This window comes from Streptococcus canis, assembly GCF_900636575.1.
Taxonomy (GTDB): domain Bacteria; phylum Bacillota; class Bacilli; order Lactobacillales; family Streptococcaceae; genus Streptococcus; species Streptococcus canis.
This window is the reverse complement of sequence record NZ_LR134293.1, coordinates 1,011,677-1,024,097: the sequence shown is the minus strand read 5'-3', so window position 1 is coordinate 1,024,097 and position 12,421 is coordinate 1,011,677. Positions and strand designations below refer to the sequence as shown.

The window sequence follows — 12,421 nt, the reverse complement described above, 5'->3', positions numbered from 1 at the left end:
TTTAGATTAATCATACTAAAAAAGACAAACCAGAAACTTCCTGATTTGTCTTTTTATCACAATAGTTCCCTAAATAATCAGCTTATTGTTTCTTCATAAGAACAGCATAACCTAATGCGAAGAGGAGAAGAAATCCTACCAGTAACACCAGAGACACCACTTCACCTGCTTTTGGTAGGAAAGTCTATTTCTTCTGCTCATCTTTACGATTTTTGCCTGTATCTTCTTTAGACAGTTTATCTTCTGGTTTATCACTTGACACTTTAGTATCTTTTACCGTTGTCATTTCACCTTGATGCTGACCTGACATACCTGATTGGGTATTTTCTTCAAACTCAACAAGACTTGACAGACCTTATTGAATACTTGGTTGTTCACTCTCTGCCTCAGTCATCTAATTGCCAATCCTCACCATTATTTATCCAGAATATTTCGGAAGAATTCCTCTTTTTTCTTAGTTAATGGCTCTCAGTTGGCAACACCAAGACTATCAATTTTTTATTTTTCCCAACGAGAAGTTGACTGACTTGAAAATGGCTCTTTGTCAGGTCTTTCGTTTCCCTCTACCATTTGTGACCATCTCAATACATTTTTAACGGTATTTATCAGAATTATATCTATAGCATCATTTTTCAACTTCGAGAGGCTTCTTACATTCACTTTCGGGAAAAACTTAGCCAGCAACCTTTCACCATAAAAAAAGAATGTTTTATACTGTCAGAATAGCACATCGCTGAAGCCATCCCAAAAAAAGAAACCCTATCTTACTAATAGAGCTCCTTTTTTACTTTTTTGACTGAAATAATCCCATTATGCTTTAGATTTATGATCAAGATCTCGCAACAGTTGATCAATTTTATTACCATAGGCAATAGAATTATCTTTTTCAAAAACCAAATCTGGAATTTTATACATGGTCAATTGTTTACCAAGTTCACGTTTAATCGTTCCAGTCGCTTTTTCAAGGCCTGTTTGTGCCTTTTGATTGTCAGATGCCAAGTCACTCATGATAGTATAGTAAACCTTAGCAAGTGATAAATCTCCCTGCATTTGAACTTCTGTGATAGTAACTCCCTGAACACGGGGGTCACGCACTTTTTTCTGAAGAATATCATTTACTTCGCGCTTGATTTCCATTCCAACACGGTCAATACGATGATTAGCCATATCAATGTCCTTTCCTACTATTTAAGACAAAAGCTAGGCTGACAGCCCAGCTTTTGTCATTTCTACTTTTTCTTAGTGAAGAATAGTTATCTGAGAACGCTGCAAAACTCCTTACAAACGTTTCATGTTAAATACTCACAAGTCATTATTAAAACGTTTGGATCAATCACATAATGACAAGCTCTGAAAGTCTAAAACCTTTACATCTCAGACCCTCTTATACTTATTTTCTCACAATTTCTTCCATGACATAAGCTTCGATGGTATCATCAACTTTAAGGTCATTAAAGTTTTCAATCATCAAGCCACCTTCTTGAGCATTACCGACTTCTTTGACATCGTCTTTGTAATGTTTAAGACTGGCAAGTTTACCATCAAAAATAACGACACTATCACGAATCACACGAACGCTTGAATCACGTGTCACCTTACCGTTGATCACCATAAAGCCACCAATTGTTCCCAATTTAGAAACTTTGAAGGTTTCACGAATAATAGCTTCACCAAGAATTTTTTCTTGGTAAACAGGGTCAAGCTTCCCTTTCATGGCTTCTTCCACTTCTTCGATGACTTTATAGATAATGCTGTGAAGACGAATTTCCACATCATCCGTATCCGCTTGTTGACGAGCTTGTGGGGTAGGACGAACGTTGAAACCAATAATAACAGCATTTGATGCCTCAGCAAGGGTCACATCGGATTCGTTGATAGCACCTACAGCAGAGTGAACGACATTCACACGAACACCTTCCACATCAATCTTCACAAGAGACGCTGCAAGGGCCTCAACAGAACCTTGAACATCGGCTTTGATGATGACATTAACAGTCTTGATTTCTCCTGCTTTAAGGGTATCAAAGAGATTATCAAGGCTAACACGCTGTGTATTTTGACGTTGTTTGAGGAGGGCACGTTTTGAACGCTCTTCACCGGCTGCACGCGCAGCTTTTTCATCAGCGTAAACGGCAAAATGATCACCAGCCATTGGTGTTTCATTCAGACCAGTAATGGAAACTGGTGTTGATGGCTCCGCAGATTTAACACGACGCCCAAGGTCATTTACCATAGCACGGACACGACCAAAGGTATTACCAACAACGATTGGATCTTGGACATGAAGGGTCCCTTGTTGAACAAGAAGAGTCGCAATAGCACCTTTACCTTTATCCAAACGAGCTTCGATAACCGTACCAATCGCACGAACAGTTGGGTCAGCTTTAAGCTCTTCCACTTCAGCTACCAAAAGAACAGTTTCTAACAATTCGTCGATGTTTTTGTTGAATTTAGCAGAAATCTCCACAAATTCACTATCTCCACCCCAAGCAGTTGAAATAATGCCATACTCTGCCAATTCCGCAATGACACGTTCTGGATTAGCACCTGGTTTATCAATCTTGTTAATGGCAACAATGATTGGAACACCAGCAGCTTTTGAGTGATTGATCGCTTCAATGGTTTGTGGCATAACACCATCATCAGCAGCAACAATCAAAATGGTAATATCTGTAACAGAGGCACCACGCGCACGCATACTTGTAAAGGCCGCGTGTCCAGGGGTATCCAAGAAAGTAATTTTCTTGCCAGCTTCTTCAATCTGGTAAGCACCAATATGTTGAGTGATTCCTCCAGCTTCTCCTGTTGCCACACGTGAGTTACGCAAGGTGTCAAGTAAGGTTGTCTTACCATGGTCAACGTGTCCCATGATGGTTACAACAGGTGCACGTTCTACAATGTTTTCAGGATTGAGGTAGTTTTCATCCTCAAAGAAGCGTTCGATGTCAGCATCGTCTACTTCTACCTTAGCCTTAGCTTCAATACCGTAATCCACCATCAACAATTCGATAGTATCTCCGTCCAAAGACTGGTTTTGAGTCGCCATAACACCCATCATGAATAACTTCTTCACAATTTCGGCTGGCTCACGTTTGATACGTTTTGCGATTTCGGCAACTGTCATACCTTCAGTATATTCAAATTCTTTTGGTAATTCATGGAATTTCCGCTCGGTCACTGGTTTTGGAGCGGTATTGGTATTCTTAGCATTTTTGCCTTTTTTGGTCTTCTTATTCTTGTTCCAGTTACTATTTTTTTGATTTCTCACTTGGTTTTGACTATTCCAACTCTTCTTATTTTTCTTTTGTCCATCTTCTGAATGATGATCCATGTCACGATTCTTTTCAGGACGGGTTTGCTTTTTACGGCGGTTATCAGCAGGTTTCGCAACAGCTACTGAGGCTGCTGGGGTAGGTATAGGAGCTACCACTGGCTCAGCTATTTTAGCTGCTGCCTCACGACGCTTCGTTTCTTCAGCCTGTGCTTGAAGAGCTGCTGCTTTCGCTTCTTGTCTAGCCACTTGAGCTAGACGCTTAGCTTCTTCTTGCTCACGGAAACGCGATTCGCTCTGACGAGAATATTCTGCGTTTTGCTCCGCTTTTAAGGCAGCCGCACGGGCTTTAAAATCAATTCTAGGACCACTTGATTGAGGCTGTACTTGACCTTCTTTAGTTGCAAAGCGGTCGCTTTGACGATTCCCATTTATAAAGGAACGGTTGCGGTCACGATTACCAGCTTGCTGACGGTTGTCCTTGCGACTAGTTCCATTTGATGGTCTCTGATCAAATCGTCTCTCTTTTGATTGACCTTGCGACCGCTCACCTCGTTGGTTTTGATGACTATTACCACGATGAGTCTGGCGGTAATCACCACGGTGATTTTCCAAACGATTAGTCCCGCCTGCCTGTCTACGTGCTGCTTGCTCTTTAGCACGAGCTTCTCGTTCAGCTTTAAAATTACGGCTCTTTGGCTTAACAACCGCTGGCTTAGCTGCCTCTTCTGATGGGACTGCTTTTACGTCGCTTTTTGTGGGCTGAACAGTTTCTTTGGGCTTAACCGTTCGAACAGGCACTGTGCCTTGATTGGTTACCTTAGGCTCTACAACCTCTTGAGGAGCTTTTACACTAGGTTTGGCAGCCGGCAGAAAACTTGAAACAATCTTTTTAGCATCTGCTTCTTCGACACTTGAGGCATGGCTTTTTACATCCAATCCCAAAGATTTGGCATGCTCAACCACTTCTTTACTACTTTTACCAAGTTCCTTGGCAATTTCATGTAATCTTTTCTTTGACAATTTGTGTCCTCCTATTCGTCTATTCCATAAGAGTCCTCATTTTCTTTGAAAATCCAGCATCCGCAATGGCAACAACCTTCCTTGGTTTGCCTAGTGCAGCACTTAATTCCAGTGCATTAAACACTGTGGAGACTTCTACATTATAATAATTACTTTTATCTGTTACTTTTTTCGTCACATTGGGGCCAGCATCATTGGCTAGAAAAACCAGTGCCACTTGCTGACTTTGAATGGCTTTTACCACCAATCCTTCACCAGAAATCACTTTTCCAGCTCGTTGAGCGAGACCAATGAGATGAGATAATCTTTCTAAATTAGTCAAGACCTAACTCTCTTCTTTTGACTTTGTGATCAACATAAGCAATCAAGTCATCGTAAAAACTTTCTGGAATATCCATTGAGAAACTACGATTGAAAACTTGTTTTTTCTTGGCCAGCAAGGCCTCTTGATTGTCTAATTTGATATAGGCACCACGACCATTTTGTTTACCAGTTGGGTCAATGAAAACCTGACCGTCTTTAGTTTTTACAATCCTAAGAAGATCTCGTTTATCAATGATTTCACCTGAAACAAGCGATTTTCGTAAAGGTATTTTTTTGACTTTAGGCATCAAACACCTCTTTTCTTATTCTTCCTCATCAGCGATCATATCGTCAGCAACTGGCTCTTCCATAGCTGTTGTTGCTGCTTTTTCCGCCTCAAGACGATCATATTCGCTAGCTGATTTGATATCAATACGGTAGCCTGTCAAGTGAGCCGCTAAGCGAACGTTTTGCCCACGACGACCAATGGCTAGTGACAATTTACTATCTGGGACAACAACAGTTGCACGTTTAAGGTCATCATCATCAAAGAGAACCATATCCACTTCAGCTGGAGCAATGGCATTGTAAATAAACTCTGCTGGATCATCTACCCATTGAATCACATCAATGTTTTCTTCGACTGGAATTTCAAGTCCTGTTTTAGCATCCACACGTTTTGGATGGAACTTGCTGATAACTTTTTTGATATTGCTACCACCACGGCCAACAATTGTTCCGATAGCATCTACATTAGGATTATGACTGCGAACAGCAACCTTGGTGCGGTCACCTGCTTCACGAGAGACACTCATGATTTCAACAGTACCATCGAAAACTTCAGGAATTTCCTGCTCCATAATACGTTTGATGAATTCTGGATGACTACGGCTAACAAAAACGTTAACCCCTCGAGGATTATTTTCAACCTTGTAAACGTAAACCTCGATACGGTCATGTGATTTGAAAGTTTCCCCTGGAATTTGGTCTTGGTGTGATAGCTGTGCTTCAAGCGAACCTAAGTTAACATAGATGAAACGTTGGTCAAAACGTTCCACAGTTCCTGTCATGATTTCACCTTCATGCTCTTTATATTCATTGAACATCACTTCACGCATTTGACGGCGCATCTTTTCCATAATGGTCTGTTTAGCTGATTGAGCTGCAACACGTCCGAATTCATTGACAGATTCTTCAAAGCGAATCTTATCTCCTAATTCATAGGCAGAACTGATAGCAAGAGCGTCTTTCAAACTAATCTCAAGACGGCTGTCAAAAACTTCTTCAACAACTTCACGAACAGTGAATACTTGAAAATCAGCAGTTTTTTCATTAAATTCAATAACACATGATTCTGCCTGACCATAGCGACGTTTGTAAGCTGACTTAAGTGACTCTGTGACCGCTTCAATAATGTCTGCCTTATCAATGTGTTTTTCTTCTTCCAAAATACGGAAGGCTTCTAGCATCTCTTTGCTCATAATGTTATCTACCTTGCTTATAAAGCACGGCAAGAATCCTTTCTTAAATTAATACACTCAGGAGCCTTGTGGGCTCAGTTAGTTTCGTTCAGTTTGACCTCGTTGTGGCTCCATTTGAGGAGACAAGAGCCTAGAACCTTGGTCTTTTTTAAGTATTTTCCAAGGAGAATTTATAACTTGACAGCCAAACGAGCCTTAGCTACCGCTTGATAAGGAATTTCCACCGTTTTATGGCGGGTCTTATCAAGGTAATCAATAGTCAACGTTTCACCATCAAAAGCAAGTAGGTCTCCTTGGAAGATTTTAACCTTATCAATGGCTTTGTACAAGCTCACATTAACATAGGAACCTACTGCAGCTTTTAAGCTCTCCGCAGTTTTCAAAGGACGTTCCAAGCCTGGACTAGATACTTCTAACATGTATTGTTCAGGGAAAGGATCTGGACTAATGCTATCTAACAGGGGACTAATAATGTCTGTTAAGTCAGCAGTATCTTCTACGGTGATGCCACCTTCTTTATCAACCAAAATGCTAAGAACATAGTCGCTTCCCATTTTGTCATACTCAACGTCTACTAATTCATAGGGTGCCTTAATTTCAGGCGCTACCGTCTTGGTCACGATATCAATAATAGATGTGTTTGCTATGTTGATTACCTCCTCTACTTTCTGATGGTCACTAAGGAAAATTACCTTTTAAGAATCAACTCAATACAAAAGTGGCGAGACATCTCTCACCACCTTTCTGTATTATCTAAAGCTATTATACCACAATAAAAAAGGAATGCAAGGAAATACGTTCCTTTTTCCCATTGGCTAAGGAGAGGAGGGGATTCGAACCCCCGAGCCCCGTTAAGGACTACACGCTTTCCAAGCGTGCGCACTCGGCCACTATGCGACCTCTCCATGGATAAAGAAGTTGATTGAAACATCCACCTCTTTAGTTTATCATGTTTTACTGAAAAATACTACTAAAATTTTGCTTCAACACGGTAAATCACTTGTCCCTTGCTCGAAAACTTTTCTTCATATTCGGTCATCACATTGCCTGTAAAATCACTGGCGTGCAAGTCAAGCCAAACCTGTTTCAAGGTCATGCCATATTGAGAAAAACTAGCTAAACTGTACTCAAACAAGCCACGGTTATCTGTTTTAAAGTGAATTTCACCATGTTCTGGTAAGATACGTTTGTAAGTGTCTAAGAAATCCTTGTAGGTCAAACGACGTTTTTCATGCTTGGTTTTTGGCCACGGATCTGAAAAGTTCAGGTACACCATGTCCACTTCACCATCTTCAAAATAATTGGTCAAACTTGACCCATCAACCCGTAACAGTTTGACGTTGGGTGCTTCTGAGGCTAATACCTTATCCAAGGCATGGCTTAGAACAGATAACTGAATATCGATACCAATGTAGTTAATATCAGGATTTTTCAAGGCCATTCCTGTAATGAAACCGCCCTTTCCTGACCCAACTTCAATATGGATAGGATGGTCATTGCCAAAGACGTCATGCCAATGTCCTTTAGCATCTTCTGGATTTAAAATCACATAGTGTGGGTTATTAGCCAAGTGCTCTTCAGCACCTTTTCGTTTTCTAACTCGCATTATTTCTTTCTAAACATTTCTCTAAATTTTCGCAGGGCATAAATCTCCTGATTGACATGCTCCATGTCACGCTTGTCAAAACATTTGAGGATCTGAGTCAAGTAAGAGAACTGACCGTACCAAATGATTTTTTGCATGACCTTGTCATTATTTTTATAGCCATAGTAAGATAGCCATTCTGCCCAACGAGATCGTGGAATATAATGACTCAACAGGTAGGCAACATCATACATCCGATCAGTCAGACGAACAGAATCCCAGTCCACCAAAAAAATCATGCCACTAGTGGTAATTACCCAGTTGCTATGCTTAATATCTCCGTGAACAATAGTGGCCACTTCTGAGCGAAACTCTGGCAAACTACGCTTAAGTTCTTTAACAATAGCTTGCAAATAAGAATTTTGCTGGATTTGCAAGGGCGCATTTTGTTCAAAATCAACCAATAAATCATAAGGATTTTCAATCTTATAGTTGAGCTGAAGTAATTGGTTGACCAATTTTTTAGATTTGTGAAGGCGCAACAAAATATGAACAATCTGTTTGCTGTTCATATCTTCCTTGGTCAAGGTGCGACCTTCCAGCCATTCTTGCGCACTCATCATATCACCATTGCCCATACGTTTGGCCCAAAGTAATTGAGGTGCAATCTGTTCTTTGGCTAAGGCAGGTAGGATAGGTGTTGTATTTAATTTAATGAAAACACATTCTCCATTTGGATAAGTGCCTTTATAAGCTTTGCCGCTCTTCCCACGTAAGGGAGTCAATGCAAGATCTTGTTCTGTCGTTGTCACCTTATCGCCCTCCTTTTCTAATCGTTTACTCCTATTTTACTTGTTTTAGATTACTTAGTCAATTATCTTCTTTAACTTATAAGGAAGGTAGAGAAGCGTAACGATTCCCATAACAACTACTAAAATAAGGGCTTTTTCTAAAGAATGGCAGAGCAGGAGGTTGGTGACTAATATCAGACAACTTAATCCTCTCAAAAAAGCCAATAGATTTGCCTTCTTGCCTTGATTATTTTCAGGATAAAGGCCGGTCATGTAGTGGTAATCGTAATGATGGTAAAGAGAAAGTAATTGGAACAGAGTCAAATAATTGAAGACCAGCGCCAAGCCTACCGATAAATACGCATTGGTAATAAAAAGCAAAGATAGCGAGCTTAATAACAACAACCTCAGAAATAGCCCTAAATAATCTGAGCTCCGCAAAAAAGCTTTCAGATAAAGCGTTACCCAGAGGTTTTTAGCATCTTCCTTAACTAATTTTAACAGAGGATTTAAGTAGGTTCGCTTCTTAACCTTGGTAGAAATTCCCTTAACACTTGTAAAAAGAGAATAAAACTTCAAAATAGCCTGCTTACGATTGTTCTCAAAGGCGACTGCTTTTTCCCAATCCAACCCCTCCTCTCTTAGAAAACGGCCTACTTTACGACTTAAAAGGATCTTTTTCACCGCTACTAAAACCAAAAGGCAAAGAGAAAAGGTAACTAGGGAGAAACCTAGGCGATTGAAGATAGGATACAAAAAAGCTAAAATAGCTGTCTGTAAACCAGCCCAAAGGATAAAAGCAGAACGCTCAGCTTGTTTGATATGAGTAACGACCTCTTCTTCTTTAGGAAGGAGAAAATGTTGATCAGCTTCTTCTAAATAAGTGGCCACAGACCCCACATTGAGTAATAATAAGACCAATACCACTAGACAGGCCTGAACCGGTAGGTGATTGCTTGGGAACTGTCTCAATAATTGACTGTATTGCACCAAAGCAAAGCCCAGCAAAAACATCAAGACCAAGACAAAGTGGTCATTAAAGACATAGCGTAAATACTTGCTTTGTTGTTTGTGAAAATCCTGACGGCGTTTAAGAAATAATGCTTTCATTCCTAGCCCTCTTTTGTCAATGCCAAATAAATATCGTTTAAGCTAGCCGAAGGATCTCCAAAGGTCGCTTGTAACTCAGCAAGAGTTCCTTGAGCACGCACCTGACCATGGTGCAAAATCACAAAACGATCACACATTTTTTCAGCAGAGTCTAGCACGTGAGTACTCATTAAAATAGATTTGCCTTTGGCTTTTTCAATCTCTAAAGTCTTAATCAAGTCCGAAATAGCTAGTGGATCTAACCCTAAAAATGGCTCATCAAGAATAAACAAGCTGGGATCAATCACAAAAGCACAAATAATCATGACTTTTTGCTTCATGCCCTTTGAAAAATGCACAGGAAACCAGTCGAGTTTATCTGTCAAGCGAAACATGTCTAAAAAAGGCTTTGCCCGTTTCTGGGCCAGCTCCACATCAATATCATAAGCCATAGCCACAGTATTAATATGCTCTGCTAAGGTTAATTCTTCGTAGAGACTAGGAGTTTCTGGGATAAAACCAATTTTTTTACGGTAGTCTGCTGGATTTTCAGCAAGCGTAAGGCCGTCAATGGAGATTTCTCCCTTGTAGGGTTTTAAAAAACCAATAATTTCATTGATGGTCGTTGACTTTCCAGCTCCATTTAAGCCAATCAAACCGACCAATTCTCCATTGCCAACAGAAAATGAAACCTCTTTTAAAACGGGAATATTAAGGTAGCCTCCCGTTAGATTTTCAATGTTTAACATATAATTTCTTTCTAGTTTTTGATATACTTATAATACATTATAGCAAATTCAAATAGAGAAGGTGACATAAAATGAAAAATTGTATTTTTTGCAGCATCATTCAAGGAGATATTCCTTCTTCTAAGGTTTACGAAGACGAGCAGGTCCTTGCCTTCTTGGATATTTCACAGACCACGCCGGGACACACCTTGGTCATTCCCAAAAAACATGTCCGAAACATGCTAGACATGGATGCTGAAACAGCTAGCCAAACCTTTGCTCGTATTCCCAAAATTGCTCGTGCTGTCCAAAAAGCAATGAGTGCTCCTGCCATGAATATCATTAACAATAACGAAAGCTTGGCTGGACAAACTGTCTTCCATGCTCACATCCATTTAGTGCCTCGTTATAACGAAGAAGATGGCATCTCTATCCAATACACCACTCACGAACCCGACTTCTCTGCCTTGGCAAAATTAGCAGAGCAAATCAGTCAGGAGGTACTTTCATGACGACCAAATCATTATTAACCCTAGGTCTATTATCCTTTGCCGCCTATAAAGCTTACCAAAAACGTACTATCATCAAAGAGTTTTGGGAAACTAGCGCCGAAGCCAAAAATGCCATCCAATTTGATTTAGACAAAATCAAAGGCGACCTTGCTCTTATCCAAGACCAAAGCAAGGTCATTCAAGATATTAGTCAAGACTTCACCTATAAGTGGCGCCTTTTTACCCACGAAACCCAAGCCCACGTGACTGAAATTCAAAATCGTATGGCCAAATACCAAGAAAAGTCAGCGTCAAGCACTAAAACACCTTCTTAACTAAGCAATACCAAAAAGGCAAGCTCAAAAGCTTGCCTTTTCTCATATCTAAGGAATAATAGTAGCAGCATTTGCTGTACCTGCACTAGCATTTGAATCGTCAACTGCTGGAACATCTGGCTGAGGCGCTGGAACAACAGGAGTCGTGTTTGAAGAGGTTGTCTCTTGTTCAGTAGCGCTTCCCGCAGAAGCCGAACTAGTATCTACTCCAGCTGAATAGGAAGGATAAGAAGTCGTGTTATCTGAATAAGAAGGACTTTGACCTGAAAAATCATAGTTATTGTCAGCTGCTTGCGCCTTGTTTGAACCATAAAGGTTTTCATAGACCGTTGCACTGGTTTTCAGCTGGGTCACTTTATGAAGTCCCAACTCAGCTCTAATCCGATTTTGGGTTTCCAACAAATGGTTCGATGTTACAATTTGATAAGAGCCACCATCTGATAAGGTTGCATCTTCTCCTTTTAATTGATAGGTTTTGATGGTCTTGAGCGCATCACGATAACCCAGCAAGCTTGGAATTGTGCTTGAGGAAATTTCAATATTGGTTTGCATATTGTCACTAACAGCAGATAAAATCTTCCGATAAGAGCTAATGCTATCTAAAGCAAGGATTTTTTTCAATACCTTCTGAATCACTTCACGCTGGCGTTTTTGACGACCGTAGTCACCCTCAGGATCATCGTAACGCATACGGGCATAAACCAAGGCTTGTTCCCCATTAACCTTGTGAGTTCCAGGGGCAACAGTCGCTTGATATTCTGGTTCATTTTCTGCAATCGAGATTGGGAAATCAAACTCATTGGTCACAGTAATCCCACCAACAGCATCTACCAAGTCAATCAATCCCTGCATATTGATCTGAACGTAATTGTCAATGGTAATATTCAAAAGATCCTGAACAGTCATGATAGCCATCTGAGCACCTCCAGCTGCATAAGCAGCATTCAGTTTGGCTTCAGCACCATTCATGTCATTGTTTTTAGGGCCAGACAAGGTGATTAAAATATCTCGCTCTAAACTTGTCATGGTTGTTTTTTTAGTTTCAGGATTGACCGTCACCAAAATCATGGAATCGCTATTTCCTTCCCATTGAGACTGACGTTCTGAAGATCCTGTATCTACCCCCATTAAGAGAATAGAAAAAGATTTTGTCTGCTTGATAGCATCACTCTTCTTTGAAGATGTCGAAAAATCTTTAAAGGTTTTTGACAATTCTCCCGTTGAAAAAGTATAAGCACTCGTTAAATAAACACCTAGTGCCAAGACAGTTGTTAATACAATCGCCGTCAGCATTAAAATTATTTTTTTTCCAATTTTCATTAAT

Annotated in this window: 14 protein-coding genes, 1 tRNA gene and 1 pseudogene; 2 read left to right on the top strand and 14 right to left on the bottom strand. The window is 40.2% G+C overall.

The features are described 5' to 3' along the window. Positions 1–82: 82 nt before the first annotated feature. The 13 genes and pseudogenes from EL097_RS11200 to EL097_RS05270 all read right to left on the bottom strand — a co-directional run. Positions 83–166: pseudogene (locus EL097_RS11200) on the bottom strand (hypothetical protein); the annotation flags it as partial. Between the two features lie 18 nt (positions 167–184). Continuing rightward, a complete protein-coding gene (locus EL097_RS11050) occupies positions 185–352 on the bottom strand; it encodes a fibronectin binding protein (RefSeq protein ID WP_112420675.1) in 168 nt (55 codons plus the stop codon). Positions 353–810: 458 nt separating this feature from the next. Then, on the bottom strand, positions 811–1,167 hold the full coding sequence (rbfA, locus tag EL097_RS05320) for a 30S ribosome-binding factor RbfA (protein ID WP_003044936.1): 357 nt from the start codon (positions 1,165–1,167) through the stop codon (positions 811–813). Positions 1,168–1,390: 223 nt separating this feature from the next. After that, positions 1,391–4,294 carry a translation initiation factor IF-2 gene (gene infB, locus EL097_RS05315; RefSeq protein WP_003044942.1) on the bottom strand — a complete coding sequence of 968 codons (2,904 nt, stop codon included), beginning with the start codon at positions 4,292–4,294 and terminating at the stop codon, positions 1,391–1,393. A gap of 19 nt (positions 4,295–4,313) precedes the next feature. After that, the gene (locus tag EL097_RS05310) at positions 4,314–4,616 is read right to left on the bottom strand and encodes a YlxQ-related RNA-binding protein (RefSeq protein WP_003044943.1); all 303 of its coding nucleotides are present in this window, start codon (positions 4,614–4,616) and stop codon (positions 4,314–4,316) included. Continuing rightward, the gene (rnpM, locus tag EL097_RS05305; protein ID WP_003044945.1) at positions 4,609–4,905 is read right to left on the bottom strand and encodes an RNase P modulator RnpM; all 297 of its coding nucleotides are present in this window, start codon (positions 4,903–4,905) and stop codon (positions 4,609–4,611) included. Before rnpM ends, EL097_RS05310 begins: the two co-directional genes overlap by 8 nt. Positions 4,906–4,920: 15 nt before the next feature. Next, positions 4,921–6,078, bottom strand: a complete 1,158-nt coding sequence (nusA, locus tag EL097_RS05300) for a transcription termination factor NusA (RefSeq protein WP_003044948.1) — start codon at positions 6,076–6,078, stop codon at positions 4,921–4,923. Positions 6,079–6,248: 170 nt separating this feature from the next. Next, entirely contained in the window at positions 6,249–6,731 is a 483-nt protein-coding gene (rimP, locus tag EL097_RS05295) for a ribosome maturation factor RimP (RefSeq protein WP_051026415.1), read from the bottom strand. Positions 6,732–6,896: 165 nt separating this feature from the next. Continuing rightward, positions 6,897–6,983, bottom strand: a tRNA-Ser gene (locus tag EL097_RS05290). 65 nt (positions 6,984–7,048) lie between these two features. Further along, a complete protein-coding gene (trmB, locus tag EL097_RS05285) occupies positions 7,049–7,684 on the bottom strand; it encodes a tRNA (guanosine(46)-N7)-methyltransferase TrmB (RefSeq protein WP_003044953.1) in 636 nt (211 codons plus the stop codon). Then, positions 7,684–8,475 carry a cell cycle regulator CcrZ gene (ccrZ, locus tag EL097_RS05280; protein WP_003044956.1) on the bottom strand — a complete coding sequence of 264 codons (792 nt, stop codon included), beginning with the start codon at positions 8,473–8,475 and terminating at the stop codon, positions 7,684–7,686. The genes trmB and ccrZ overlap by 1 nt, the downstream gene beginning before the upstream one ends. Positions 8,476–8,529: 54 nt before the next feature. After that, entirely contained in the window at positions 8,530–9,564 is a 1,035-nt protein-coding gene (locus tag EL097_RS05275; RefSeq protein ID WP_003044958.1) for an ABC transporter permease, read from the bottom strand. A 2-nt stretch (positions 9,565–9,566) separates the two neighbouring features. Then, a complete protein-coding gene (locus EL097_RS05270) occupies positions 9,567–10,292 on the bottom strand; it encodes an ABC transporter ATP-binding protein (RefSeq protein ID WP_003044963.1) in 726 nt (241 codons plus the stop codon). A 71-nt stretch (positions 10,293–10,363) separates the two neighbouring features. On the opposite strand from EL097_RS05270, the gene EL097_RS05265 reads away from it, so the two are divergent. Together EL097_RS05265 and EL097_RS05260 are read left to right on the top strand one after the other, a co-directional pair. Next, positions 10,364–10,783 carry an HIT family protein gene (locus EL097_RS05265; protein WP_003044965.1) on the top strand — a complete coding sequence of 140 codons (420 nt, stop codon included), beginning with the start codon at positions 10,364–10,366 and terminating at the stop codon, positions 10,781–10,783. After that, a complete protein-coding gene (locus EL097_RS05260; RefSeq protein WP_003044966.1) occupies positions 10,780–11,097 on the top strand; it encodes a hypothetical protein in 318 nt (105 codons plus the stop codon). The genes EL097_RS05265 and EL097_RS05260 overlap by 4 nt, the downstream gene beginning before the upstream one ends. Before the next feature lie 48 nt (positions 11,098–11,145). Here the strand turns inward: EL097_RS05260 and lytR are convergent, their stop codons facing one another. Beyond that, on the bottom strand, positions 11,146–12,417 hold the full coding sequence (gene lytR, locus EL097_RS05255) for a glycopolymer--peptidoglycan transferase LytR (RefSeq protein WP_003044969.1): 1,272 nt from the start codon (positions 12,415–12,417) through the stop codon (positions 11,146–11,148). Positions 12,418–12,421: the final 4 nt, after the last annotated feature.